Consider the following 25,790-nt stretch of genomic DNA (forward strand, 5'->3'; position numbering starts at 1 on the left):
TGCGGCCGCCGGTGCCGAGGGTGCCGCCCCGGCGGTGCGGGCGGACCGGCCGCGGCGGACGCGGTCGGTGTCGGAGGGGTCGGCGAGCCAGGGGGCCGCCGAGGCTCCGGACACTCCGGCCACTTCTGAAGCCCCGGCCGCTGAAGGCGCTCCCGCAGCCCCGGCCGCTCCTGCCGCCGAGGGTGTCCCGGCGGTCCGGGCGGACCGGCCGCGGCGGACACGGTCGGTGTCCGAGGGCTCGGTCAGCCAGACAGCCGATGAAGCTCCTGCGGCTCCTGCGGCTCCTGCGCGGCCCCGGTCCTCCGACGCGCCCTGGCACAACCCGGTGCCGGCCCGCGACGAGAAGCCCTCGGGTGAGGAACCGGACGGGGCGGCGGAGAAGGACGAGAACTCGGCCGGAGCGGCCGACCAGGACGGAGACGGCACGTGAACCTGCTCGACACGGTGCTCCGCTGCGTCGCCACCCTCGTCGTCTTCCTGGTCTTTCCGCTGGTCATCGGCCAGACCGAGCACAAGGTCATGGCGCACATGCAGGGCCGGCTCGGCCCGATGTACGCGGGCGGCTTCCACGGCTGGGCGCAGCTCGTCGCCGACGGCGTGAAGTTCGCGCAGAAGGAGGACATCGTCCCCGCCGGGGCGGACCGCCGGATCTTCCAGCTGGCGCCCGCCGTCTCGCTGCTGCCGTACCTGTTCGTGCTGCTGGCGATCCCGGTCGGCCCGGACGGCTTCGTCGGCCAGGCGATCGACGCCGGACTGTTCTTCGTGCTGGCCGTGATGGGCGTCGGCGTGATCGGCAAGCTGATGGCCGGCTGGGCCTCGGCGAACAAGTTCTCGCTGCTCGGCGGTCTGCGCACGGCCGCGCAGCTGATGTCCTACGAGCTGCCGATGGTGCTCGCCGCGGCCTCGGTGGCGATGGCCGCGGGCACCCTGTCGCTGCCCGGGATCCTGGACGCCTGGCACTGGTACTGGCTGCCCTGGCAGATCATCGGCGCCTTCGTGTTCTTCACGGCCGGCCTGGCCGAGCTCCAGCGGCCGCCGTTCGACATGCCGGTCGCCGACTCGGAGATCATCTTCGGCGCGTACACCGAGTACACCGGTCTGCGCTTCGCGCTGTTCCTGCTGTCCGAGTACGTGGGCATCCTGGTGGTGTCGGCGCTGACGGCGGTGCTCTTCCTCGGCGGCTGGCACGGGCCGATGGCCGACCAGCTCGGCTGGCTGTGGATGCTCCTCAAGACCTTCGCACTGGCCTTCGTGGTCATCTGGCTGCGGGTCACCTACCCGCGCCTGCGCGAGGACCAGCTGATGCGCTTCGCGTGGGTGGGGCTGATCCCGCTCGCACTCGTCCAGCTGGCCCTCACCGGCATCATCAAGGTGGCGATCTCATGAGTTTTCCCGGTGTCGGTCTGGCCAAGGGGCTGGCCGTGACGCTGCGGACGATGACGAAGAAGAGCGTCACCGCGCAGTACCCCGACGTGCAGCCGGTGCTGCCGCCGCGTTCGCGCGGCGTCATCGCGCTGCTGGAGGAGAACTGCACGGTGTGCATGCTCTGCGCGCGCGAGTGCCCGGACTGGTGCATCTACATCGACTCCCACAAGGAGACGCTGCCGGCCGCCGAGCCGAACGCGCGGGCCCGCACCCGCAACGTGCTGGACCGGTTCGCCATCGACTTCTCGCTCTGCATGTACTGCGGGATCTGCATCGAGGTGTGCCCCTTCGACGCGCTGTTCTGGTCGCCGGAGTTCGAGTACGCGGAGACCGACATCCACGAGCTGACCCACGAGCGGGAGAAGCTCCGGGAGTGGATGTGGACCGTCCCGGCGCCGCCGGCGCTGGACCCGGCGGCCGAGGAGCCCAAGGAGATCGCCACCGCGCGCAAGGCGGCGGACAAGCTGGCGGCTGCGGCTGCGGCTGCGGCCGACGCCGAGGAGAAGGGTGACGACGCATGACGGGCGCTGCCACGCTCCTCGCGGCGACCGGTTCGTTGGAGCCGGCCGCCCGTTCGTTCCTGTCCCCGACCGGCCAGGAGATCGTCTTCCTGCTGGTCGGCATCGCGGTGCTCGGCTCGGCGGTGGCCTCCGTCACCACCAAGCAACTGGTGCACGCCGCGCTCTGGCTGGTGGTCGCGCTCGGCGGGCTTGCGGTGGAGTTCCTGCTGCTCACGGCCGAGTTCATCGCCTGGGTGCAGGTGCTGATCTACCTGGGCTCGGTGATCGTCCTGGTGCTGTTCGGGCTGATGCTCACCAAGGCGCCGATCGGGCGCTCCCCGGACGCCGACTCCAAGAACCGCTGGGTCGCCCTGGTCGTCGCGCTGGCCTCGGCCGGGACGCTGGTGACGCTGGTCGTCGATGCCTTCCGGACCTCCTGGATCGACCTCGGCGCGGGCGGCGGCTCGGCCGCCGTCACCGGGGCCAGTCTGTTCCGGAACTGGGTGCTGCCTTTCGAGGCGCTGTCCGTGCTGCTGCTGGCGGCGCTGGTCGGCGCGATCGTGCTGTCTCGCGGGGCCAAGCGCCGGGTGCCCGCGCCGCGGGCGGGCAGGCTGCGGGCCGGACGGCCGGTCGGGTCGAACGGGACCGTCGCCGCGACCGCGCCGCGCACCGCCCCGGAGGCCGCCGCGCCCTCCGCGCCGTCCACGCCGTCCGTGACGGAGGAGAGCTGATGCACCTCGCCTACCCCGTCGTCCTCTCCGCGCTGCTGTTCAGCGTCGGCGTGTACGGCGTCCTCGCCCGGCGCAACGCCGTCCTGGTGCTGATGTCCGTCGAGCTGATGCTCAACGCCGTCAACCTCAACCTGGTCGCCTTCGACGCCTGGCTGCGCGACTCGCTGCACGCCGGGCAGGCGCTCACCCTGTTCACCATCACCGTCGCCGCCGCCGAGATCGGGCTGGGGCTCGCCATCGTCCTGCTGCTGTTCCGGGCCCGGGGCACCGCGGACATCGACCGGGCCACCGCGCTCGGCGACCCGGCCGAGCCGTACGCCTCCGTCGAGGAGGAGCCGGCCGCAGCCGAGGCACTGAAGGGCCGGGCCACCGCATGAACCTCGCCCTGCCCGCCCTCGTCCCCGCGCTGCCCGCCCTGGGCGCCGCCGCGACCCTGGCCGCCGGCAAGAAGGCGCCCGGGCTGGCCCGGCCGCTGGCGATCGTCCCGGTCGCCGTCTCGGCAGTGCTCGCCCTGGTGGTCGCCCTCCAGCTGGGCACCGGTCAGACCCTGGACGCGGCCACCCGGCTCACCCCGACCGGCGGCCCGGACATCTCGCTGGCCGTCCACCTGGACGGCTTCAGCTCGCTGATCTCCGTCCTGGTCGGTGTGGTCGCCACCTGCGTCCAGGTCTACTCGACCGCGTACCTGAAGGCGGACCCGCGCTACCCCTCGTACGCGGCGCTGGTCTCGCTGTTCACCGCGGCGATGTTCCTGGTGGTCTTCTCGGGCGACCTGATCGTGCTGCTGGTCGGCTGGGAGGTCATGGGCGTCTGCTCGTACTTCCTGATCGGCCACCACTGGGAGACCGCGGACGCCCGCTCGGCCTCGCTCAAGGCCTTCCTGGTCACCAAGCTCGGTGACGTGCCGTTCCTGTTCGGGATCTTCCTGCTCGGCGCGGACGTCCACAGCTTCCGCATCCCGGACGTGCTGGCGGCCGCGGGCGAGGGCAGGCTCGGCCACCCGACGCTGATCGCGCTGCTGCTGCTCGCCGGCGTGGCCGGCAAGAGCGCCCAGTTCCCGCTGCACACCTGGCTCCCGGACGCGATGGCCGGTCCGACGCCGGTTTCCGCGCTGATCCACGCCGCCACCATGGTCGCGGCCGGCATCTACCTGGTGGCCCGGCTGATGCCGGTGTTCCTGCAGTCGGGCGCGGCACTGGTCGTGCTCGCCGTGATGGCCGCCGTGACGATGATCGGCTCGGCGCTGTGCGCACTCGCCCAGGACGACCTCAAGCGGGTGCTCGCCTACTCCACCGTCGGCCAGCTCGGCTACATGGCCGGCGCGCTGGCCAGCGGGGACCGCGAGGCCTCGGTGTTCCACCTCGTCAGCCACGGCGCGTTCAAGGCCCTGCTGTTCCTGGCCGCCGGCGTGGTGATCCACGCCGCGCACACCAACTCGATCTCCGCGATGTCCCGGATCCCGGGGCTGCGCAAGCGGGTGCCGGACGCCTACTGGACGACGGGCATCGCGCTGGTCGCGCTGGCCGGGCTGCCGCCGTTCTCCGGCTTCTTCAGCAAGGAGGCGGTGCTGACCGCCGCCGAGCACGCCGCCAACGGCGAGGCGCTGACCAACGGGCTCGGCCCGGCCTCGGGGGTGCCGCAGGCGGCCGGCTGGATCGTGCTGATCTCGGCCGGGCTCACCGCCCTGCTGACCGGCGCCTACGCCACCCGGTTGTTCCTGGTGACCTTCCACAGCCCGGCCGGTGCGGCCGCGGCGGCACCGGAGGTGCTGCCCGCCGCCGACCGGGCGACGGTGGTGGCCGACCACGAGGCGGACGCGCCGTACTCGCCCGAGCTGGACGAGGCCGACCCGGCCACCGCCGAGCCGCCCGCGATGCGCTGGCCGCTCTGGGTGCTGGCCGTTCCGACCATGGCCTTCGGCGTCGCCGGGCTGCGCCCGGACTGGCTGCCCGCGCTGCTGGACGGCGGCTCGCTGCGCCCCACCGGCGTCACCGCCGTGACCGGCACCGGGCTCGCCGTGGTCGGGGTGCTCGCCGCCTACGGCGCCTGGCGCTCGGCCACCGCGCGGCTGGCCACCGGCCGTCCCGCCCCGGCCGCCGTCGGCCGGGTGCCCGAGCAGGCCGGAGCCCCGGCCGCCGAGGTGATCGTCGCCGACCCCGGGCGCACCCTGCTCGGCCCGCTGTTCGGCCCGGCCCGGCACGGCTTCGGCGTCGACCGGCTGTACCACGCGCTGTTCGTCCGCCCGGTGGCCGCCGCCGCCCAGCTGGTCCGCTTCCTCGACCGCGAGGTCGTCGAGGGCTACGTCCAGGGCAGCGGGATCGGCGCCAACCTGCTCGGCCGGGCCGTCCGGCTCGCGCAGACCGGCAACGCGCAGACCTACCTCAGCGCGCTGCTCGCCGGGGTCGTCCTGCTCGCCGTCCTGGTGGCGGTGTAGCCGGTGCTGCTGTCCTCCACCCCCGTCCCGTTCACCCCAGCTGGGAGCCCCCGATGAACGCGGTCCTCATCGCCCTCCTGGTGCTGCCACTGCTCGGCGCCGCGCTCACCCTGGCGCCCGTGTTCGGACCGGACCGGGCCGTCGCCGACCGGCGGGCGCTGCGGCTGAACTCCGTGGTCACCGGCGCGGTGTTCCTGGTCTCCGTCGCCCTCGCGGCCGGCTTCGACCACGGCTCGCCGGCCCGGATGCAGGCCACCACCGACGTGTCCTGGATCCCGGCCCTGCACGTGCGCTTCCACCTCGGGGTGGACGGCGTCTCGCTGCCGCTGATCGTGCTGACCGCGCTGCTCACCTTCCTCTGCGCGCTGTACTCGGAGAAGCGGCTGCCGGGCGGGGAGGCCCGGGACGCAGCCCCTGACGAGCACCGTCCCTCCGGGCAGGCCTTCGTCGGGCTGTTCCTGCTCCTCGAAGTCGGCATGCTCGCCACCTTTGCGGTCCTGGACCTCCTGCTCTTCTTCCTGGCCTTCGAGATCGTGCTGATCCCGATGTACTTCCTGATCGCCCGCTGGGGGAGCGGCGCGAAGACCCCGGCCGCCAACCGGTTCATCCTGTACACGCTGCTCGGCTCGGCCGTGATGCTGCTCGGCTTCCTGCTGATCGGCAGCAAGGCCGGCACCTTCGACATGCAGGCGCTGGCCGCCGCGCACGGCCACGGCCTGAGCCACACCACCCAGGTGATCGCCGCACTGGCGATCATGGTCGGGCTGGCGGTCAAGGCCCCCGCCTGGCCGCTGCACAGCTGGCTCCCCGACGCGCACACCGCCGCCCCGACGGTGGGCTCGGTGCTGCTCGCCGGCGTGCTGCTGAAGATGGGCACCTACGGTCTGGTCCGCGTCCTGCTGCCGGTCGTGCCGGACGGCACCGCGACGCTCGCCCCCTACCTGGGCGCCTTCGCCGCCGTCGGCATCGTCTACGGCTCGCTGGCCTGCCTGGCGCTCGCCCGCCCCGGATCCAAGGGCGACCTCAAGCGCCTGATCGCGTACTCCTCCGTCGGCCACATGGGCTTCGTGCTGCTGGGCATCGCCTCCCTCACCCCGGTGGGCGTCAACGGGGCGCTGTTCGCCAACATCGCCCACGGTCTGATCACCGGTCTGCTGTTCTTCGTCGTCGGCGCGCTCAAGGACCGCTACGGCACGGCGGACCTCGACACCCTCTCCGGCGCCACCGGCGCCGCCCTGTACGGGCGGGCACCCCGGATCGGCGCGCTGCTCGCCTTCGCCGCCGTCGCCAGCCTCGGCCTGCCCGGGCTGGCCGGCTTCTGGGGCGAACTGCTCGCCATGTTCGGCGCCTTCGACCCGGCCGCCGGCCTGTCGCGCCCCGCCTTCGTCACCTACATGGTCCTGGCCGGCCTCGGCACCCTCCTCACCGCCGCGTACCTGCTGATCGTGGTCAAGCGCGTCTGCATGGGCGACCCCGCGCAGCCCGCACCGGTGGACCGGCTGCCCGACCTGCGCCCGTACGAGGCCGTCAGCTGGACGCCGCTGGCCGCGCTCACCCTGGTGGCCGGGCTGTGGCCCGCTCTCCTGCTCGGCCTCTCCGACCCTGCCGTCAAGCACCTCCTCGGGGGTGGCTGACCGTGCTCGCAGCCCACACCGCCGCACTCGGACCTCACTCCACGGGGCAGCACACTGTGACCTCCCTCGCCGTAGCCAACCCGGGCAGCCTGATCCAGTCCGTGGACTGGGTGGCGATCGCGCCCCCGCTGATCGCCGCCGTGGCCGCCCTCGCGGTGCTGGTCACCGACCTGTTCCTGCCCGAGCGGCACAAGAAGTGGCTCGGCCGCCTCGCCGCGGCCGGACTCGCCCTCGCCCTCATCGCACTCCTCCCGCTGACCGGTTGGTCACCCCGAGCGACCTTCTGTGTCCGGAACGTAGCAGCGGCCACTGACACTCCGCCGGTCGGCGGCCCTGCCGCGGCCGGCTGCTCCTACGTCGCCGACCACTTCGCCCTGGTGTTCCAGCTGCTCGCCCTCGGCGGCGCGCTGATCGCGGCCCTGCTGTCGATGCACACGGTCGAGAAGGAGCGGCTGCCGGGCGGCGAGTACTGGTTCCTGCTGCTCTCCAGCGCCACCGGCGCCGCCCTGCTGCCGGCCTCCCGCGACCTCGCCACCATGGTGATCGCCCTGGAGGTCGCCTCGCTGCCCGCGTTCGCCCTGGTCGCGCTGCGCCGGGACGGGCGGGGCGCGGAGGCCGCGCTCAAGTTCTTCGTCTCCTCGGTGACCGCGACCGCCGTGATGCTGCTCGGCATCGGCTTCGTCTACGCGGCGAGCGGCAGCCTGCACCTCGGCGCCGTCGCCCAGGGCCTGGAGCACGCGCCCGGCCAGCTCAAGCCGCTGGCCGAGGCCGGGGCCGTGCTGACCCTGGTCGGCTTCGCCTTCAAGGTCGCCGCCGTCCCGTTCCACTTCTGGGTGCCCGACACCTACACCGGCGCCCCGCTGCCGGTGGCCGGCTACCTCTCGGTGGTCGGCAAGGCGGCCGGCCTGTCCGGTCTGGCGCTCGCCACCACCGTCGCGTTCCGCCCGTACGCCCACACCTGGGGCCTGGCGCTCGCCGTGCTGGCGGCCGTCACCATGACCGTCGGCAACGTCGGCGCGCTGCGGCAGCGCTTCGACACCCGGTACAGCGCGGTGCGGCTGCTCGCCTGGTCCTCGGTCGGCCAGGCCGGGTACCTGCTGGTGCCGCTCGCCGCCGCCGGGTACGCGCCCACCGGTGCCGACCCGCTCGGTGCGACCGCCGCGTACGCGCTGATCTACGGCGTGGTGAACCTCGGCGCCTTCGGGGTGGTCGCCGCCGTCGGCCGTCGGGCCGGGACCAGCGTGGACGACTTCCGCGGCCTGTTCGCCCGCAACCGCTGGACGGCGCTCGCGATGGCCTTCTTCCTGCTCTGCCTGGCCGGGCTGCCGCCGGGCGTGATCGGCCTGTTCGGCAAGGTCGTGGTGTTCCGCGCGGCGGTGGACGCCGGGCTGGGGTGGCTGGCCGTGGTGATGGCCGTCAACGTGGTCGTCGCCCTGTACTACTACCTGCTGTGGACGGCCCGGCTGTTCACCCCGGCCGACCCGGCGGCGGTCGCGGACGGTGCCGGGGCCCGGCTGCCGGTCAGCCTGACCGCCACGCTGGGGCTCACCGCCTCGGCGGCGGTGGTGCTGTCGGTCGCCCCGCAGCTGGTCCTCCAGGTCGCCGGCGGCAGTCTGTTCTGAGCCCGGGCCCGGGCCGAGCGCAGTCGTCGGCCCGGGGCCGTCCGGGTGGTGCGGCGGCGGCGCGGTGGTGTCGCGTCCGTCACAAGGGAACAAGGTCCCCGGCCCCACCCGTTGACCGGGCAAGAGGGACGAGGCGGAAAGGGCTTCCCCACCGCACCACTGGAGGGCCTGACGTGCACAGCCGGCACAACGGACTGAGGACCGCCGTCCTGCTCGGTGGCCTCTCGGCGCTGATCCTGGTGATCGGCAGTTTCTTCGGCCGGACCGGCTTCGTGGTCGCCCTGCTGGTCGCCCTCGGGACCAACGCCTACGCCTACTGGAACAGCGACCGGATCGCGCTGCGGGCCATGCGGGCCCGCCCGGTCAGCGAGTTCGAGGCGCCGGGGCTGTACCGGATCGTGCGCGAGCTCTCCACCTCGGCCCGCCAGCCGATGCCCCGGCTCTACATCTCCCCGACCCCGGCCCCGAACGCCTTCGCGACCGGCCGCAACCCGCGCAACGCGGCGGTCTGCTGCACCGAGGGCATCCTGCAGATCCTGGACGACCGCGAGCTGCGGGGCGTGCTCGGGCACGAACTGAGCCACGTCTACAACCGGGACATCCTGATCTCCTCGGTCGCCGGGGCGCTGGCCTCGGTGGTGATGTTCCTGGTGAACTTCGCCTGGCTGATCCCGTTCGGCCGGAGCGAGGACGACGACGGCCCCGGGCTGTTCGGGATGCTCGCCATCATGATCCTCGGGCCGATCGCCGCCGGACTGATCCAGATGGCGGTCAGCCGATCCCGCGAGTACCAGGCCGACGCCGACGGCGCCCGGAGCACCGGTGACCCGCTCGCCCTCGCCAGCGCCCTGCGCAAGCTCGACGCCGGCACCCGCCAGCTTCCGCTCCCGCCGGAGCCCCAGCTGCAGACCGCGAGCCACATGATGATCGCCAGCCCCTTCCGCCCGGGCGAGGCCGGCGCCCGGCTGTTCTCCACCCACCCGCCGATGGCCGAGCGGATCGCCCGGCTGGAGCGGATGGCGGGGTACCGGGGGTAAGGGCCGCTGAGCGGGCGCGGGTGGGGCGGCCCCGGAACTGGCCCCGGAGCTCGTTCGGGGCGCGGTCGTTCGTCGGCCCGCGGAGGCGTGGACCGGGGTGACGGGCCGCGGGCCGGCTCAGCCCACCGACTCCTCGCACGCCGTCCGCAGCCGGTGGATGCCCTCCGCCACCTGGGCGGGGCTCTCGGCGGCGGCATAGCTCAGCCGCAGGTGCGGGGCCGGCGGTTCGGCGGCGTGGTACGGGCGGCCGGGGGTGACCTGGACGCCGGCGCGCAGGGCGGCGGCGACGAGGGCGGCGTCGTCGGTGCCGTCCGGGAGGCGCAGCCACAGGTGGTAGCCGCCGGGCCGGTAGGCGCCGAGCAGGCCGGGAAGTTCGCGGTGCAGGGCGGCCACGGCGGCGGTTCGGCGCTCGCGCAGTTCGGCGCCGAGGGTGCGCAGGTGGCGGGCCCAGGCGGGGTCGGCGACCAGTTCCAGAGTCGCCTCCTGGAGCGGCCGGGGCACGAAGAAGCTGTCCACCACCTGGGTGGCCCGCAGCCGGGCCAGCGCCGGGCCGCGCGCGGTGAGGGCGCCGACCCGCAGGTTGGGGGAGGCGGCCTTGGTGAGCGAGCGCAGGTGCACCACCACGCCGTCCCGGTCGTCGGCGGCCAGCGGGCGGGGCAATGCCGGGGCGTCCGCGTGGACGAGCAGCCGGGCGAAGTCGTCCTCGACCACGAAGGCCCCGGCCGCCCGGGCGATCCGCAGCACCTCCGCCCGCCGCGCGGGTGAGAGCACCGCCCCGGTGGGGTTCTGGAACAGCGGCTGGCAGACGAAGACCCGCGCCCGGGTCGCCTCGAAGGCGTCGGCCAGCAGGTCGGTGCGGACGCCGTCGGCGTCGATCGGCACCGGTACCGGCCGCAGCCCGGCCGCCCGGATGACCGCGAGGATGCCCGAGTACGTCGGCGACTCGACCAGCACCGGTGAGCCGGGCGCGGCGAGCGAGCGCATCGCGACGGTGAGGCCGCCCTGCCCGCCGGAGGTGATCAGGACGTCCCCGGCGCTGATCGGCCCGGCGTGGCCGCCGATGTCGCGGGCGAACCAGCCGCGCAGCTCGGTGAGGCCGTCGGTGGGCGGGCGGTCCCAGGCGCCGGGGCGGCGGCCGGCCCGGGCGAGGGCGGCCGCGAGCAGCCGCTCGGGCAGCAGGGAGGCGTGCGGGTAGCCGCTGTTGAGGTCGATGACGTCCGGCGGCGGCACCCGGAGGGTGGCGAACACCGGGGCGGCCAGCAGGTCGCGCGGGCCGGAGTCGGCGCTGAGCGCGACCTCCTGCCAGGAGAGGTCGCCGGGGCGGGCGGCCGGTGCCGCCGGTCCGCCCGGGGCCGCGGCGAAGGCCGCCGCCCGGAACACCCCCGCACCGGGCCGGGAGACCACCAGTCCTTCGGCGACCAGCACCGCGATGGCGCGGGAGACCGTTCCCGGGCTGACCTGGTGGCGTTCCATCAGGGCCCGGCTGGAGGGGAGCTTCCGTCCCTCAGGGTAGCGCTCGACCTCTCGCCGCAGACTGTCGGCGAGTTCGGCCACGCTGCTACGCTCGTTCATGACAGCACAAGATAGCGCTACCCGGCCGGTGGCAGTAGCAGCGCAGCACGGCGGCCACGCCTCCGGCACCGCCCTGGCCGCCCTCGGGGTGGCCTCCTTCTCGCTCAGCTTCCCGGCCACCGCGTGGTCCCTGACCGGCTTCGGCCCGTGGACCTCGACCGGGCTGCGCGGCGCCGTGGCCGGGGTGCTGGCCGGGCTGTACCTGCTGGCCTCCGCCGCCCCGCTGCCGACGCGGCGGCAGTGGCCCGGACTGCTGGTGGTCTCGGCCGGCTGCGTGCTGGGCTTCCCGCTGCTCACCACGCTCGCCCTGCGGACCTCCTCGACCGCCCACTCCGCGGTGGTCATCGGAGTCCTGCCGCTGGCCACGGCGGTGGTCGCGGCACTGCGCACCGGCCGTCGGCCGTCCCGGGTGTTCTGGGCGGCGGCGCTGGCCGGAGCCGCCGCCGTGCTGGCCTTCACCCTGCTGCAGAGCCACGGCCGGCCGACCCTCGCCGACCTCTACCTGCCCGTCGGCCTGCTGGTCTGCGCGGCCGGGTACGCGGAGGGCGGGCGGCTGTCCCGGGAGCTCACGGGGGCCCGGGTGATCGCCTGGGCGGTGGTGACCGCGCTGCCCGCGATGCTGCTGACCTCCGGGTACGGGCTGGCCGCGGAGCCGGTGCACCTCGGCGCGAAGGCGCTGGCCGGGCTGGCGTACGTAGCGGCGGTCTCGCAGTTCGGCGGGTTCGTGCTCTGGTACCGGGGGATGGCCGCGATCGGCGTGCCGAGGGCCAGCCAGCTGCAGCTCGCCCAGCCGCTGCTGACGCTGCTCTGGTCGGTGCTGCTGCTGGGGGAGGACCTGCCGGTGGCGGCGCCGGTGACGGCGGTGGTGGTGCTGCTCTGCATCGCGGTCACCCAGCGGGCCCGGGTCTAGGACGTGTCTGCCGGACACGTTCCGGGGCACGCCCGGGACACGCCCGGGACTCGCTCCGCAGGCTCCCGGGCGGTGTCGTGCGCCCGCGAACCCTCGCGGTGAGCCGTCCGGAGGAGCCTTCCGCTCGTTAGGATGAGCCCGCGCCCCGCGTCGGTCCGGGGCGCGGCATCCGGAGGGAGTGGGCCGTCATGGCAGACGAGAGGCACGCCCCGGCGTCCGGGGACGCGCCGGCCCGCAGGCGCGGCCAGGGCGAGCTGGAGGCGCAGGTGCTGGCGGTGCTCCAGCAGGCGCCCGGCCCGGCCAGCGCGGGGTGGGTCCAGGAACGCCTGGAGGGCGATCTCGCGTACACCACGGTGATGACCATCCTGTCCCGGCTGCACGCCAAGAACGCCGTCTCCCGGAGCCGCTCCGGCCGCTCGTACCTGTGGCAGGCCTCCTCCGACGCCGCCGGGCTGGCCGCGCTGAGGATGCGCCGGATGCTCGACGGCGAGGCGGACCGGGACGCCGTCCTCGCCAGTTTCGTCACCGCGCTGCTGCCGCACGACGAGGAACTGCTGCGGGCGCTGTTGGACGCCGCGTCCGCGGATCCGGCAGCGGCCGACCGTGAGAGCTGATCCGTGGGCTTCTTCGTCTTCCTCCCGCTCATCCTGCCGCTGACCGCGGTGCCGATCGCCCGCCTGACCGAGCAGCACCTGCACCCGCGCGGTGCGGCCCGGCTGATGACGGTGATCAGCGCCGTGATGGCGGTGTGCAGCGTGCTCTGCCTGGGCCTGATCGGCGTGGTGGGCACCGCGCAGATCCCGGGCAACCCGCTGCCGGACAGCTGGTCGGACCCGGTGGTGCGGCACGCGCTGCCGTACCACGAGACGGTCGGCACGGCCGCGATGTGGCTGCTGGTGCTGGTGGCGTTCACCTGCTGCCGGACGGTCGTGCGGCACCTGCGGGTCCGCTCCCGCGCCCGGCGGGCGCTGGCCGGGCTGCCCGAGGGATCGGCCGGGGAGGAGGGCCTCGCGGTGCTGCCGGACCGCAACCCGTACGCCTACGCGCTGCCCGGCTCGCCCGGGCGGGTGGTGGTCTCCACCGGGATGCTGGACGGGTTGGCCGAGGACGAGCGGGAGGCGCTGCTCGCGCACGAGCGGGCGCACCTGCGCCACCGCCACCACCGCTACCTGCTGACCACCCAGCTCGCCGCCTGCGTCAACCCCTTCCTGCGGCCGCTCCAGGCGGCGGTGGCCTTCAGCGCGGAGCGGTGGGCGGACGAGGAGTCGGCCCAGGCGGTCGGGGACCGGCGGATCACCGCCCGGGCGGTGGCCCGCGCGGCGCTGGTCTCGCACGCCGCCCCGGCGCCGGGCTTCGCCGCCTTCGCCGCCCCGGCCGCCGCCCAGCCCGGCCCGGTGCCGCGCCGGGTGGCCGCGCTGCTCGGCCCGGTGCCGACGGCCCGCAACTGGCCGCCGGCCAAGACCCCGGCGGGCCTGGCGGCGATGGTGGCCGCGGCCGGTACGGCGGCCTCGGCGCTGTGCGCGCTCAACGCGGCGGTGGCCCTGCTGGTGGTGCTGAAGGCCGTCACCCCGCTGTAGGCCTGTGGGCCCGTAGGCTCAGATCCGGACGATCATCTTGCCGGTGTTGGCGCCGCGCAGCATGCCGAGGAAGGCCTCCACCACGCGGTCGAAGCCGTCCACGACGGTCTCGTCCGGGACGAGGGCGCCGGAGCGCAGGTGCGGGACGAGGAAGTCGTACAGCTCGGGGCGGGCGTCCAGGTGGTCGCGGACCAGGAAGCCCTCCAGCCGCAGGTTCTTGCCGACGACGTCGTACAGGTTGCGCGGCGCGGCCGGCGGGTCCTGGAGGTTGTTGTACTGGGCGACGGCGCCGCACCAGGCGATCCGGCCGCGGTCGCGCATCGCGCTGATCGCGCCCTCCAGGTGGTCGCCGCCGACGTTGTCCAGGTAGACGTGCAGCCCGTCCGGCGCGGCCTCGCGCAGGCGGTCGGCGATCGGACCGTCGTGGTAGTCGAAGGCGGCGTCGAAGCCGAGGTGCTCGGTGAGGTGGGCGGCCTTGGCGGCGGAGCCGGTGCTGCCGATGACCAGTCCGGCGCCGAGCAGTCGGGCGATCCGGCCGGCGGCGGTGCCGACGCCCCCGGCCGCCGCCGAGACGAACAGGGTCTCGTCGGGCCGGAGCCGGGCGATCCTGGTCAGACCGACCCAGGCGGACAGCCCGGTGCCGCCGAGGACCGACAGGTGGGCGCTGAGCGGGACGCCGGCGAAGTCGGGCAGCAGGTGGGCGCGCTCGGCGGTGACCACGGAGTGGGTGCGCCAGGCCTGCCGGTGGAAGACCAGGGTGCCGACCGGCAGCGTGTCGGCCCGGGTCTCCACCACCCGGCCGAGGGTGCGGCCCTCCAGCGGGGCGTGCAGCTCCCAGCCGCCCTCCTCCATCTCCTCGCGCATGTACGGGTCGACCGACTGGTAGAGGTTCTCGACGAGGGCCTCGCCGGCGACCAGGGCCGGGACGGGCTCGTCGACGAAGGCGAAGTTCTCGGCGCTCGGCGCGCCCGAGGGGCGGGAGACGAGGTGGACGACGCGGGCGGTGGGGCGGGACATCGGCGGTGCTCCGTACGGGTGGGTGCGGGTGGGGCGCGGTGGGACGTGCCCACCGTAGGGAGCCCGGGAGCGGCCGAGCAGGGGCCGGCGTCGATGGAACGGGGGGTTCCATGAGCGGCGTCGATGGATGCCGGTAGGTTCGCCGCATGACCGATCTCGCACCGCACGAGCTGCGCGTCCTGGTCGCCGTCGACGAGGAGCGGAGCTTCACGGCGGCCGCCGCGCGCCTGGACACCACCCAGTCCGCCGTTTCGCACGCCGTGCGCGCCTGCGAGCGGAAGCTCGGCGCGGTGCTCTTCGACCGTGGGCGCCACGGCGCACGCCCCACCGAGGCCGGCGCGCGGGCTGTCGGGTACGCCCGTCGGATCCTGCGGCTGCTGACCGTGATGGGCCCCGAGGTGCGCGGTGCCGGTGCCGGGGCGGTTGGGCCGGTGACCGGGACGCTGCGGATCGCCGCCTTCCGGAGCGCCGCCGCCCACCTGCTGCCGCCGGTGCTGGCCCGGCTGGCCGCCGATCACCCCGGGCTCACCCCGCACGTGCGGATCGTCCGGGAACTCGGCCGGGGCACCGCGGGGGAGGTCGCCGACGGGCGCGCCGACCTGGGGCTGGCCACCCTGGACGCCGGCGGCCCGCCGCCCGTCCCCGGCCTGGTCGCCGTCCGGCTGTACCGGGAGTCGTACGCGCTCGCGCACCCCCAGGACCACCCGGAGCCCGGCCGGCTGCCGCTGGTCGACTGGGCGGAGAACTGCGACTCCTACACCAGGGACTGGTGGCAGCGGCAGGACTGGCTGCCGCCCGCGACCGTCGACGCGGAGGACGACACGGTGGCGCTCTCGCTGGTCGCCCAGGGGCTCGGCATGGCGATCATGCCCCGGACGGCGCTGCTCGGCGCCCCGCCCGGACTGGCCGTCACCGACCTCGGCCCCCGCCCGCCCAGCCGCTTCGTCGGGTACGTGACCACGCCCGAGCTGGCCGGGACCCCAGCCGTCCGGGCGCTGATCCGCGAGCTGCGCGAGCTGCCGCTGCCGGCCGGGGTGACCGCCGCTCAGGGAGTGTCCGCGCCCTCGACGCTCTGACGGAGCTTGCGGAACTCGGCGGCCAGCGCGTCCAGGGGGTAGTGGGCGTTGAGGCCGCTCGGGTTGGGCAGGACCCACACCTCGGTGTCGCCGATGCCCTCCGGCTGGCGGCCGATCGCGGCCTGCCGCTTGCCGAAGGCCGTCCGGTAGGCACCGATGCCGAGCACCGCGAGGACACGGGGCCGCAGCCGCAGCACGCGTTCGCGCAGCGCCGCGCCGCCCTCGCGCAGCTCCTCGGCGGTGAGCTCGTCCGCCTTGGCGGTGGTGCGCGGGGCGACGTTGGTGATGCCGAGGCCGAGGGCGGGCAGCTCGCCCTGCTCGTCCGGGCGGTACTGGCGCACCGTGAAGCCGGAGCGGTGCAGGGCGGGCCAGAAGCGGTTCCCGGGGCGGGCGAAGTGGTGCCCGGTGGCCCCGGACCACAGCCCCGGGTTGATGCCGCAGAACAGCACCCTCAGTCCGGGGCCGGTGACGTCGGGGATGGTGGTGCCCTGGGCGGCCTGCAGTTGCTCGGGGGTCGGCCTCATCGGTGGTGGCTTCGGCTTCACCCGGCCAAGTCTGCCTCGGCCGCCGCCCGCGCCGTACGGCGGTTGCGCAGCAGGCGCAGGCCGAAGACGACCACGGCCGCGTACGTCCAGCCGACGAGGACGTCGACGATGAAGTGCTCGGCGCCGTAGACCAGGGTGAACGCCATCGCGAGCGGATAGGCGACCAGCAGCGCCCGCAGTGTGCGCCCGGCGGCCGGCCAGAACAGGAACAGCAGCATCGCCGGGTAGGCGGAGTGCAGCGAGGGCATCGCGGCGACGTCGTTGGCGAACTGACTGCCGTTCTCCAGCAGGGAGTCGGCCTGCGGCAGGCCCATGGCGGAGATGGTCTCCCAGACCACCCGGTGCAGCGGCGGCAGGTTGCCCTGCTGGGCGACCAGCCACGGCGGGTCGGCCGGGTAGAGCAGGTAGGTGGCGAAGCCGGCGAAGGTCAGCGTGAAGTAGCAGGCGAGCAACTGCCGGAAGCGCCGGTGGGAGCGCCGCCAGAGCACGGCGAGCAGGACGAAGACCACGAGGAAGTGGGAGAGGTAGACGGCCGTCGCGGCGTAGTCGTACCAGTGCGGTGAGCCCGGGGTGTAGAGGGCCTGCTGGAGCCGTACGGTCCAGGTCTCGCCGGAGCCGAGCAGCTCGTCGGCGCGCAGCTGGGGCAGCCAGTGCGGGGCCCAGGGGGTCTGGGCGCCGTAGCCGCGCAGCAGGGAGTAGACCCAGACCACGGCCATCACCGGGATCCAGTCGCGCAGCACCAGGAGGAAGCCGCGCCCGCCGTGGCCGCTGTGGACGGCGGCGGTCAGCAGGGCGCCGATCAGCCAGAGGAACACCACGTCATTGGCGAAGGCCATGCCCTGGGTGGCCACGAACCAGACGAAGGCGGTCAGATAGGCCGGCCAGGCCAGCAGACGCAGTCTCGACAGGCCGGTTCGGCGGTCGCGGTCGGACACCGGGCGCAGTCGTCCGGCCCGCACCGGGGACGGTGGGGCCGGGCTGAGCAGCTTCGTCATGCTCACCGAAACTAGCAACGGAAGCTTGAAGGACTCTGGGTGAACTATGACCAGCCCGTAAGAAAATCCCACGGTTGGGTCAAATCTGACCGGGCAAAGGTCCCGGAACCGTGCGGACGGGCCAGGCGGCGCGGCGCAGCGTGCGGCTCGTGGTCGCGGGCAGCAGGGCGGCGGCGAGCACCCCGGCGATCGAGGCCAGTGCGACGGGCCGATTTCTCGCTGCGGCTCGAACCGGAGCGGCTGGCCCGGCTGCAGGTCCGGCTCAAGGAACTCCTCGACGAGCTGACCGCGGAAGGTCCGAGTACGGCCGACGACGCCGTGGACGTGACCCTCTTCACCCTCCTCTACGGCCTCCGGCCGGGCACGGAATCATAAATTCCGCGCCGACTGTCGGTGCGGTGGGACAGCATGTCCGGCATGTCGTATGAACTCCAGGCGCTGATGGGCACATTGGAGCTGCTGACGGTGGCGGCCGCGGAAGTGCCGGCGGCCCGGGTGGTGCCGCTGGCGCAGGGGCTGGCACTGATCCCGCTCACCTCCGCCGTGCTGTCCGCACTCCAGGGCGACGCCGCCGTGCCCAAACCCGCCGGTGGGGCGGGGTTCGGCTGGCACTCCGACGGCTTCGAACTCCGGATCGCCGCCTGGTCCAAGGCCGGTCCGATCGCCTGCGTCGAGGCCGAGTACTTCGGCGGCAGCGGCACCCAGCGCGCCGCCGTCTGGTCGGACGGCCGGGTCGTCCTCGGGCCGCTCACCAGCGGCGACTCCGAGCCCTCGCCGGCCGAGGGCACCCCGATCTCCCGGGCCCTGCGGTGCCTCGGCGGACACGTCGAGCCGGGGCGGGCGGACGAGTTCGACTCGGTCGGGCTGGGGGCGCACCGCAGCACCGCGGGCTGGGCGACGGGCTGAGTCCGCGGGAGCCGACGGCGGGTCGAGAGGAGACGCGCCGCCGTTCGGCGTACCTGCGGTGGCTGCGCCCGGACGGCGACCGCACGGTGTGGGTCAGGCGATCTCGCCTGACCCACGTCGACAGGAAGCAGCACTCGTGCGTGCCACCCGGATGGCCGCCCTGCTGACCGCAGCCCTCGCGCTGACCATGGTCGCCACGGTGTCCGCCACTGCCGCCGACCACGGAGCCGCGGCCTCCCGATCCACCGTCGCCGCCCCGACCGCTGCTGTCCTCCCGGTCGTCCCGGTCACGGTCCCGGCACCGCCGACCACCCTCCCGGCCGCCGACCCGGCGCTCCCGGGCCTCCCCGTCGGCCAGGCCGACGAACCGGCGGTGCCCACACTGCCCGCGGTCCCCGGTGCTCCGGCCGACCCGACCCTCTCCGCGCTTCCCACGCTCCCCGCCGTCCCGGCCGCAGCGGATCCGAGCACGGCCCCCCTCGGGGCGGTCGGAGACCTCGTCAAGCAGATCACCGGCCTGATCTCCACGGTGACCTCCACCGTCCCCGAGCTCGGCGGCGCCGTCCAGCAGCTCGTCGCCTCACTGCAGAGCCTGCTGCAGAAGCTGATCGGCCAACTCCAGCCGATGGCAACACCGGCGAACGCCCCCGCCCCGTCCGCGCAGCCCGGCTCCGCATCCGCCGGCCTCCCTGGGCAGCTCGACGCCCTGCGCGCCCAGGCGCAGGCCCTGGCCGCTGCCGCCCAACTTCGGCCCGCCGCCGGCTGACCGACCCCGGCCGACGCGAACGGCCCCGCCCCCGAATCGGGAGCGGGGCCGTGCCGTCGCGTCCCCGCGGACGGGGGAGCGGCGGGTCGACTAGCGGTAGTTCACGAACTGGATCGCGAAGTCCAGGTCCTTGCCCTTGAGCAGGGCCTGGACGGTCTGCAGATCGTCGCGGCTCTTGGAGCTGACGCGCAGCTCGTCGCCCTGGACCTGGGCCTTGACGCCCTTCGGACCCTCGTCCCGGATGATCTTCGCGACCTTCTTGGCATCCTCCGTGGTGATGCCCTCCTTGATGTTCGCGAAGATCTTGTACTCCTTGCCGGACAGCTGCGGCTCGGCGGCGTCCAGAGCCTTCAGCGAGAGGCCGCGCTTGACGAACTTCGTCTGCAGCACGTCCAGGATGGCCCGCACGCGCTCCTCGCCGTTGGCCTTCATCTCGATCTTCTCGCCGGAGCGGCTGATCTCGCCGCCCACGCCCTTGAAGTCGAAGCGGGTGGCGATCTCACGGGAGGTCTGGTTGATCGCGTTGTCGACCTCCTGCCACTCGACCTTCGAGACGATGTCGAAACTGGAGTCGGCCATGGGTGTTGGTCTCCTTGATGCTCTGGCTTCACTGGCACGGCCCGCCCCAGCGGGCGCCCGCCGCCCAAGCCTATCCAGCGCCACCCCGGCCCCGCCCGTGACAGTCGCGCCGCGGTCCTTGATCATCGCGTGATCTATCGAGTGGCGGAACACCCCCGGGGATCAGGTATGGTTTACCAAGTCGAGCGGGGCGAGAGCCCGGCGAGACGACAATCCTGGCTGGTTGCCCGAGCGGCCAAAGGGAGCAGACTGTAAATCTGTCGCGCAAGCTACGCAGGTTCGAACCCTGCACCAGCCACAGGATAGAGAAACGGCCCCCGATCTGCGGAAACGCGGATCGGGGGTCTTTTCGTGCGTCCGGATGCCGCCGGGGGCAGTTATTGCGTATGGCTTGCAATTACGGTGATTGGGCAGCAGAGTGGGGGCCGGGGGTGGGAGTCCTTTCGAGCTGATCGTCTTCCCAACCGGCGCCCGCCGGGACAACGGCTTCGCCCACCCCCGCCAACAGCCCCTCCCGCCGTACGGTCCCCGTCGTGGGTACGCGTGAAGGCCTCCGGCGGCGGCATCAGGAACGCATGGGGGACGGGTGGCGTCGGGCGCGGTGACTCGGCGGCGCAGCGTGCTGGTGGTTCCCGTGACGGCGATCACCCGGCTCACCGTGCTGATCCCCGAGGTGGAGCCCGCCCACTGGTGGCAGTGCGCGCGGCAGAACCGGAGCGGCGCCGTGATCGACCGCGCCCTGCGCCGGCACGCCGACGCGGTGGTCCGCCGACTTCGGATGCGGAGCTGACCGGCGGGGAAGCAGGGGGAAGCCGCGTACGGCCCCGGACGGCGAACCGCCGTCCGGGGCCGTTCGTCGTCCCACCACCCCCGCGCGTCAAGGTCCCGTCAACGACCGGCCCGCGCCCGTATGGAGGGCGTCAGGGCCTCCTGAACGCGCCCTTGACGGCTGGTTTGCTGCATCTGCCGGTCGTCCGCCGGCGCCGCACGGAGGCGCCGGGGGTGGGCGGAGCCGTGCCCCTTCCGGTTCAACCACGGGTGACGACCCGAAGGAGGACCCGGTGCCGGACCCGAAGTGGTTCCAGCCCCGGCCCTCCGCCAACAACTACGCCGGTGACAACTCCGGCGCCTCCAACCTGGGCCCGAACAGCGAGGACCTGCTCAAGGCCGTCAACGACCGCCGCGCCGCCGTCGCCGCCTTCGACGGCGTCGACCCGGCGAGCGTCCCGGCCGACGCGCTGACCGCCTCCGGCTCCGGCCTCGACCCGCACATCTCGGTGGCCTACGCCAAGGAGCAGGTCAACCGGGTCGCCAAGGAGCGCAAGCTGCCGGTCGAGACGGTCGCCAAGCTCGTCGACAACTACACCGAAGGCCGCTCGCTCGGCTTCCTCGGCGACGAGGGCGTCAACGTCGTCCTGCTCAACAAGGCGATCAGCGAGCAGAGGTGACCGAACGGTGACACCCCACGACATACCAGGGTGACCGGGCCGACCCGGGCGGGGGAGGATGCCTCCGCGCCCGGGTCGGCGGCCCCGTGTCCGCCGACGCGTACCGACCAGCCGTCACCTCCCGATGGAAAGAAGCAGTGCCCATGGCCCGCGACTTCACACCCGGCTCCGGCGTCCGCACCGGTCGGCTGAGGGTGTACCTCGGTTCCGCCCCGGGGGTCGGCAAGACCTACCGGATGCTGGACGAGGCGCGGCGCAGACAGGAACGCGGGGCCGACGTCGTGGTCGGGTACATCGAGACCCACGGGCGCCAGCACACCCGGCGGATGTTGGAGGGTCTGGAGGTCCTGCCGCGGGTCCACCGCTCCTACCGCGGGGCCGAGTTCGAGGAGATGGACCTCGACGCGGTGCTCGCCCGCCGCCCGTCCGTCGTCCTGGTCGACGAGCTGGCGCACACCAACATCCCCGGCGGCCGGCACGCCAAGCGCTGGCAGGACGTCGAGGAACTGCTCGCCGCCGGGATCGACGTCATCACCACCGTCAACATCCAGCACCTGGAATCGCTGAACGACGTCGTCCGGAAGATCACCGGCATCCCGCAGCGCGAGACCGTCCCGGACGAGGTGGTCCGCCGGGCCGACCAGATCGAACTCGTCGACATGGCCCCGCAGGCGCTGCGCCGGCGGATGGCCCACGGCAACGTCTACAAGGCCGAGAAGGTGGACGCCGCGCTCTCCAACTACTTCCGGGTCGGCAACCTGACCGCCCTGCGCGAACTCGCCCTGCTCTGGGTGGCCGGCCGGGTGGACGAGGGACTGCGCGACTACCGGGCCGACCACCGCATCGACCGTGTCTGGGAAACCCGTGAACGGGTGGTGGTCGCCCTCACCGGCGGCCCCGAGGGCGAGACGATCATCCGCCGCGCCGCCCGGATCGCCGACCGCACCGCCGGCGGCGACCTGCTGGCCGTCCACGTCTCCCGCAGCGACGGCCTGGCCGGTGCCTCCTCCGGCGCGCTCGCCCAGCAGCGGCAGCTGGTGGAGGCCCTCGGCGGCAGCTACCACGTGGTGGTCGGCGACGACGTCCCCACCGCGCTGCTCGCCTTCGCCCGCGCCCACGACGCCACCCAGCTGGTGCTGGGCACCAGCCGCCGAGGCCGGATCAGCCGCTTCCTCACCGGCCCCGGCACCGGGCAGACCACCGTGGACGCCTCCGAGGACATCGACGTCCACATGGTCACCCACGAGTTCACCGGTCGCGGCAAGCTGCCCTCGCTCGGCCGCCGCCACTCCAAGCGCCGCACCATCGCCGGCTACGCCGCCGGATTCGTGCTGCCCTGGCTGCTCACCGCCGTGCTCTCCCAGGCCCACGCCAGCATCAACCTCACCACCGACGCGCTGATCTTCCAGCTCGGCGTGGTCATCGTCGCCCTGCTCGGCGGCGCCATGTCCGCTCTGCTGGCCGCGTTCATCGCCTCGGTGCTGCTGAACTACTACTTCATCCCGCCGATCCACAGCCTGACCATCGGCGAGACCAACAACCTCGTCGCCCTGGTGGTCTTCGCCGCCATCGCGCTCGCCGTCTCCACCGTGGTCGACCACGCCGGCCGGCTCACCAGCCGGGCCGCCCGCGCCACCGCCGAGGCCGAGACCCTCTCCACCCTGGCCGGCAGCGTGCTGCGCGGCGCCGACGCCCTACCCGCCCTGCTGGAGAAGTCCAGGACGGCCTTCGGCATGCGGACCGTCGCGCTGCTCTCCCGCTCCGACGGCGAGGTTCTCGCCCACTGTGCGGACCGGGCAGCCGCCGAGCACCCGGACGACGAGGAGACGCCGCACGAGACCACCGAGGTCCCGGTCGGCGCCGACGCCGTCCTGGTCCTCACCGGCCGCCGGCTGCCCGCCGCCGACCAGCGGGTGCTCACCGCCTTCGCCGCCCACGTCGCCGCCGCGCTGGAACGCGACCGGCTGGCCGTGGTCGCCGCCGAGGTGGAGCCGATCAAGGCCGCCGACCGGATGCGCACCGCCCTGCTCGCCGCCGTCAGCCACGACCTGCGCACCCCGCTCGCCGCCGCCCGCGCCTCGGTCGGCTCGCTGCGCAGCCCCGACGTCGAGTTCTCGCCCGAGGACCAGGCCGAACTCCTCGCCACCGCCGACGAGTCACTGGTCAAACTCACCCGGCTGGTCGACAACCTGCTCGACATGAGCCGCCTCCAGGCCGGCGCGCTCACCCTGCACCTGGCGCCGACCTCACTCGAGGAGATGCTGGTACGAGCCATGGACTCCTTGTCCGATCCGCAGGCCCCGATCCAGCCGCTGGACCTCGACACAGCGCCGGCGGTGCTCGCCGACCCGCCGCTGCTGGAACGCGTCCTCGCCAACGTGATCACCAACGCGCTGCGCCACAACGCCCCCGGCGCGCCCGTCCTGGTCACCGCCAGCCACCACGCCGACCTGGTCGAGGTCCGGGTGATCGACCGCGGCCCCGGCATCGCCCCCGAGGACCGCGACCGGGTCTTCCTGCCCTTCCAGCGCCTCGGCGACACCGACAACACCACCGGCGTCGGCCTCGGCCTCGCCCTCTCCCGCGGCCTCGCCGAGGCCATGGGCGGCAGCCTGGAGGTCGAGGACACCCCCGGGGGCGGCACCACCATGCTGCTCACGCTGCCCGCGGCCGCCGGGCACACCACCGCCGGGCACTCCACCACCGACCACTCCACCACCGACCACTTCACCGCCGAGCACTCCGCCACCGGGGAGGAGTCACCGCATGAGTGAGATCCTGATCGTCGACGACGAACCGGCCATCCTGCGCACCCTGCGGATCAACCTCAGCGCCCGCCAGTACGCCGTCCGCACCGCCGCCACCGGCGGGGAGGCGCTCGACCGGGCCGCGCACTCCGCCCCGGACGCCGTCCTGCTCGACCTCGGCCTGCCCGACCTCGACGGCATGGACGTGCTGTGCGGACTGCGCACCCGCAGCACGATGCCGGTCATCGTGCTCTCCGGCCGCTCCGACGCCGCCGACAGGATCGGCGCCCTGGACGCGGGCGCCGACGACTACCTCACCAAGCCGTTCCTGATGGACGAACTGCTCGCCCGGTTACGGGCGGTGCTGCGCCGGCCGCTGGGCGCCGTGCCGCCGGAGAGGGCGGTGATCGGCGACCACACCGTCGACCTCGCGGCCACCACGGTGCTCGGCCCGGGCGGCCCGGTGCGGCTCACCCCGACCGAGTGGCGGATCCTCGGCCTGCTGCTCGCCACCCCCGGCCGGCTGGTGCCCGGCCGGCAGATCCTGCGCGAGGTGTGGGGGCCGGCTCAGGAGACGCGCGGCAACTACCTGCGGGTCTACCTGGCGGGGCTGCGCCGCAAGCTGGAGCCCGACCCGGCCCGCCCGCGCCACCTGATCACCGAGCCGGGGATCGGGTACCGGTACGTGCCGTAGCACGCGCCGTAGCCGTAGGGCGTGCCGCAGTGCGGGCCCCGGAGCGTGCCCTGCGTCAACGAGACGTCAAGAGCCGGTCGTCGGGCGACAGGAGGGTGTCAAGGCCGGTCGGGGCCGGTGGTCCGCGGTCGTAGGTTCGGTGCCGGAACGAGCGGGCCCTGCTCCGTGTGGGGGAAGCCGGGGCCGCTCCGGCCGCCGTCCCCGAGGACGGCCAGCAGGTGGGGGAGGGGCGCGCGGCGCAAAGCGCGCGCCCTTCTGGCCTGCGGCCTCAGCAGTCGGCGCCGTCGGACTGCCGGGGCAGCGCCAGCGCCACCGTGTCGGCGAACTCCCGGACCGCGCTGGTCCGGCTGACCACCCGGCCGCTGTGCACCACCAGCCGGCTGTGCCCGCCCGCGAGCGCCCCGGCCAGACTGTCCCCGCGCACCGCCAGCAGCTCCGCCGGGAATCCGGCGTCCACCCGGACCGGCGGCAGCCCGAGCGCCGCCCGGGCCTGGTTCGCCACCGCGTCGTAGGCCGCCTCCGGGTCCAACTCCCCGCCCGCCGCGAGCAGATAGGCGGACTCCAGCGGGTCGGCCCGGCCGACCGGGTTGGACTGGTCCCGAAGGGCGCCGCTGCCGGCCGCCAGCGGCACCCGGGCCGCGGTCAACTCCCGCACCAGACCGGGCCGCTGGCCGGACGGCCGACCTTCCAGCCCGGTACAGCCGCCGTTCTGCGGCAGCCAGACCACCCGCACCCCGCTGGTCGCCAGCACGGTGGACGCGCCGCGGGCCAGCGCCCCGCACGGGCCGAGCGTCACCCGCGGCCGAAGCGGCGCCAACGCACTCGCCAGACGGGCGAGTTGGGCCGCGTCTGCGGCGGTGGTGTGGAGGTCGACCGGGCAGTCCGCCTCCCGGGCGGCCTCCAGCAGCAGCTGCACGTACCCCGCCGGGTCCGGGTCCAGCTCCGGGCAGCCGCCGGCCGCCGTGGCGCCCAGTTTGAGGGCCTCGCGCAGCTGGGCACGCCCGTCCGCGCCGGCCCGGCCGGTGAGCAGCCGGGGCATCGCCACCGCCTGGAGATCGGCCAGGCCCCGCAGCGCCTGGCGGGCGGTGAGCACCGCCTCCAGCGGGTGCAGCCCGTGCACGTCGCCGATCCGTACGTGGGTGCGCTGGGCGGTGGCACCGTAGCCGAGCGAGGTGAGCGCGGCCTCGGTGACCCGGCGGGTGAGGTCGGCGGGGGTGTCCGGCGGCGGGGCGGGCAGGGCGGCGGAGAAGGCGGAGTCGTAGTGGGCGTGCGCCTCGGCGGGGGCCGGGAGCAGGAGGTAGCCCCGGAGGTCGATCCGGGCGCCGGTGGTGACGGTGGGGGCGCCGGGCAGGGCGGGCAGCGGGCCGAGGCTGCCGACGGTGCCGACCGCCTGGATGCGGTCGCCGCTGATCCGGACGTCCACCACCCGTCCGTCGGCCAGCCGGGCCCCGGTGAGGAGCAGGACCGGGCCGTGTCCGAGTGGGTTGGCCGCCGGGTCGGGCCCGGAGTGCGGCCCGTCGGGGGCTGCGCTGTCCATCGACGGCTCCTTCTCGTGCCCCGGCCAATGAGCGTCGA

25 protein-coding genes and 1 tRNA gene are annotated in these 25,790 nt (G+C 74.2%); 20 read left to right on the forward strand and 6 right to left on the reverse strand.

Features of this window, described 5'->3' with window-relative positions:
* The first annotated feature begins 426 nt into the window (after positions 1-426).
* The 8 genes from nuoH (at position 427) to htpX (ending at position 9,383) form a co-directional block, all read left to right on the forward strand.
* Entirely contained in the window at positions 427-1,386 is a 960-nt protein-coding gene (nuoH, locus tag HS99_RS11315; RefSeq protein WP_030284193.1) for an NADH-quinone oxidoreductase subunit NuoH, read from the forward strand.
* Positions 1,383-1,946, forward strand: coding sequence for a NuoI/complex I 23 kDa subunit family protein (locus tag HS99_RS11320; RefSeq protein ID WP_030551565.1), 564 nt, complete (start codon positions 1,383-1,385; stop codon positions 1,944-1,946). Before nuoH ends, HS99_RS11320 begins: the two co-directional genes overlap by 4 nt.
* Positions 1,943-2,656 (forward strand): NADH-quinone oxidoreductase subunit J family protein, encoded by a 714-nt coding sequence (locus HS99_RS11325; RefSeq protein ID WP_030551564.1) that lies wholly within the window; start codon positions 1,943-1,945, stop codon positions 2,654-2,656. The genes HS99_RS11320 and HS99_RS11325 overlap by 4 nt, the downstream gene beginning before the upstream one ends.
* The gene (nuoK, locus tag HS99_RS11330; RefSeq protein WP_030284186.1) at positions 2,656-3,033 is read left to right on the forward strand and encodes an NADH-quinone oxidoreductase subunit NuoK; all 378 of its coding nucleotides are present in this window, start codon (positions 2,656-2,658) and stop codon (positions 3,031-3,033) included. Before HS99_RS11325 ends, nuoK begins: the two co-directional genes overlap by 1 nt.
* Positions 3,030-5,090 (forward strand): NADH-quinone oxidoreductase subunit 5 family protein, encoded by a 2,061-nt coding sequence (locus HS99_RS11335; RefSeq protein WP_030284185.1) that lies wholly within the window; start codon positions 3,030-3,032, stop codon positions 5,088-5,090. Before nuoK ends, HS99_RS11335 begins: the two co-directional genes overlap by 4 nt.
* A 53-nt stretch (positions 5,091-5,143) precedes the next feature.
* Entirely contained in the window at positions 5,144-6,724 is a 1,581-nt protein-coding gene (locus HS99_RS11340; RefSeq protein WP_030284184.1) for a complex I subunit 4 family protein, read from the forward strand.
* 56 nt (positions 6,725-6,780) lie between these two features.
* The gene (locus HS99_RS11345; protein WP_030551562.1) at positions 6,781-8,346 is read left to right on the forward strand and encodes an NADH-quinone oxidoreductase subunit N; all 1,566 of its coding nucleotides are present in this window, start codon (positions 6,781-6,783) and stop codon (positions 8,344-8,346) included.
* A gap of 173 nt (positions 8,347-8,519) precedes the next feature.
* Complete coding sequence (htpX, locus tag HS99_RS11350; protein WP_030284182.1) at positions 8,520-9,383, forward strand: zinc metalloprotease HtpX; 864 nt, start codon at positions 8,520-8,522, stop codon at positions 9,381-9,383.
* A gap of 117 nt (positions 9,384-9,500) precedes the next feature.
* Here htpX and HS99_RS11355 read toward each other — a convergent pair whose 3' ends face one another.
* Positions 9,501-10,955, reverse strand: coding sequence for an aminotransferase-like domain-containing protein (locus HS99_RS11355; protein WP_030551559.1), 1,455 nt, complete (start codon positions 10,953-10,955; stop codon positions 9,501-9,503).
* Between HS99_RS11355 and HS99_RS11360 the strand changes: the two genes are divergently transcribed.
* The 3 genes from HS99_RS11360 (at position 10,954) to HS99_RS11370 (ending at position 13,442) form a co-directional block, all read left to right on the forward strand.
* Positions 10,954-11,865 (forward strand): DMT family transporter, encoded by a 912-nt coding sequence (locus HS99_RS11360; RefSeq protein ID WP_046386166.1) that lies wholly within the window; start codon positions 10,954-10,956, stop codon positions 11,863-11,865. The two genes, HS99_RS11355 and HS99_RS11360, sit on opposite strands and share 2 nt — an antisense overlap.
* 188 nt (positions 11,866-12,053) lie before the next feature.
* Complete coding sequence (locus HS99_RS11365; RefSeq protein WP_030284173.1) at positions 12,054-12,479, forward strand: BlaI/MecI/CopY family transcriptional regulator; 426 nt, start codon at positions 12,054-12,056, stop codon at positions 12,477-12,479.
* A gap of 3 nt (positions 12,480-12,482) precedes the next feature.
* Positions 12,483-13,442 (forward strand): M48 family metalloprotease, encoded by a 960-nt coding sequence (locus tag HS99_RS11370; RefSeq protein WP_030284170.1) that lies wholly within the window; start codon positions 12,483-12,485, stop codon positions 13,440-13,442.
* A gap of 18 nt (positions 13,443-13,460) precedes the next feature.
* On the opposite strand, the gene HS99_RS11375 is transcribed toward HS99_RS11370, so the two are convergent.
* Complete coding sequence (locus HS99_RS11375; protein WP_030551554.1) at positions 13,461-14,459, reverse strand: NADP-dependent oxidoreductase; 999 nt, start codon at positions 14,457-14,459, stop codon at positions 13,461-13,463.
* 146 nt (positions 14,460-14,605) lie between these two features.
* On the opposite strand from HS99_RS11375, the gene HS99_RS11380 reads away from it, so the two are divergent.
* Positions 14,606-15,535, forward strand: a complete 930-nt coding sequence (locus HS99_RS11380; protein WP_030551552.1) for a LysR family transcriptional regulator — start codon at positions 14,606-14,608, stop codon at positions 15,533-15,535.
* Here the strand turns inward: HS99_RS11380 and mug are convergent.
* Together mug and HS99_RS11390 are read right to left on the reverse strand one after the other, a co-directional pair.
* Entirely contained in the window at positions 15,505-16,059 is a 555-nt protein-coding gene (mug, locus tag HS99_RS11385) for a G/U mismatch-specific DNA glycosylase (protein ID WP_030284162.1), read from the reverse strand. The genes HS99_RS11380 and mug overlap by 31 nt on opposite strands.
* 17 nt (positions 16,060-16,076) lie before the next feature.
* On the reverse strand, positions 16,077-17,075 hold the full coding sequence (locus HS99_RS11390) for a phosphatase PAP2 family protein (protein WP_050366726.1): 999 nt from the start codon (positions 17,073-17,075) through the stop codon (positions 16,077-16,079).
* 198 nt (positions 17,076-17,273) lie between these two features.
* Here HS99_RS11390 and HS99_RS44775 point away from each other — a divergent pair, with 198 nt between their 5' ends.
* From HS99_RS44775 to HS99_RS11400, 3 genes are all read left to right on the forward strand, one after another.
* Complete coding sequence (locus HS99_RS44775) at positions 17,274-17,450, forward strand: hypothetical protein (protein WP_157846559.1); 177 nt, start codon at positions 17,274-17,276, stop codon at positions 17,448-17,450.
* A gap of 42 nt (positions 17,451-17,492) precedes the next feature.
* Positions 17,493-17,981 (forward strand): hypothetical protein, encoded by a 489-nt coding sequence (locus HS99_RS11395; protein WP_030551548.1) that lies wholly within the window; start codon positions 17,493-17,495, stop codon positions 17,979-17,981.
* Positions 17,982-18,117: 136 nt separating this feature from the next.
* Entirely contained in the window at positions 18,118-18,747 is a 630-nt protein-coding gene (locus tag HS99_RS11400; RefSeq protein WP_030551546.1) for a hypothetical protein, read from the forward strand.
* Between the two features lie 90 nt (positions 18,748-18,837).
* Here the strand turns inward: HS99_RS11400 and HS99_RS11405 are convergent, their stop codons facing one another.
* The gene (locus HS99_RS11405) at positions 18,838-19,326 is read right to left on the reverse strand and encodes a YajQ family cyclic di-GMP-binding protein (protein ID WP_030284153.1); all 489 of its coding nucleotides are present in this window, start codon (positions 19,324-19,326) and stop codon (positions 18,838-18,840) included.
* A 217-nt stretch (positions 19,327-19,543) separates the two neighbouring features.
* On the opposite strand from HS99_RS11405, the gene HS99_RS11410 reads away from it, so the two are divergent.
* From HS99_RS11410 to HS99_RS11430, 5 genes are all read left to right on the forward strand, one after another.
* Positions 19,544-19,624: transfer RNA gene (locus tag HS99_RS11410), tRNA-Tyr, on the forward strand.
* Positions 19,625-19,960: 336 nt separating this feature from the next.
* Positions 19,961-20,116 carry a hypothetical protein gene (locus tag HS99_RS44780; protein WP_157846558.1) on the forward strand — a complete coding sequence of 52 codons (156 nt, stop codon included), beginning with the start codon at positions 19,961-19,963 and terminating at the stop codon, positions 20,114-20,116.
* 271 nt (positions 20,117-20,387) lie between these two features.
* The gene (locus HS99_RS11420) at positions 20,388-20,774 is read left to right on the forward strand and encodes a potassium-transporting ATPase subunit C (protein WP_078938944.1); all 387 of its coding nucleotides are present in this window, start codon (positions 20,388-20,390) and stop codon (positions 20,772-20,774) included.
* Between the two features lie 143 nt (positions 20,775-20,917).
* Positions 20,918-23,548 (forward strand): ATP-binding protein, encoded by a 2,631-nt coding sequence (locus HS99_RS11425; RefSeq protein WP_079151523.1) that lies wholly within the window; start codon positions 20,918-20,920, stop codon positions 23,546-23,548.
* Complete coding sequence (locus HS99_RS11430; protein ID WP_030290453.1) at positions 23,541-24,215, forward strand: response regulator; 675 nt, start codon at positions 23,541-23,543, stop codon at positions 24,213-24,215. Before HS99_RS11425 ends, HS99_RS11430 begins: the two co-directional genes overlap by 8 nt.
* A 268-nt stretch (positions 24,216-24,483) precedes the next feature.
* Here the strand turns inward: HS99_RS11430 and HS99_RS11435 are convergent, their stop codons facing one another.
* Positions 24,484-25,752: an amidohydrolase family protein gene (locus HS99_RS11435; protein WP_030290452.1), complete on the reverse strand. Its 1,269-nt coding sequence runs from the start codon at positions 25,750-25,752 to the stop codon at positions 24,484-24,486.
* Positions 25,753-25,790: the final 38 nt, after the last annotated feature.

Source organism: Kitasatospora aureofaciens (genome assembly GCF_001188955.3).
Classification (GTDB): Bacteria; Actinomycetota; Actinomycetes; order Streptomycetales; family Streptomycetaceae; genus Kitasatospora; species Kitasatospora aureofaciens.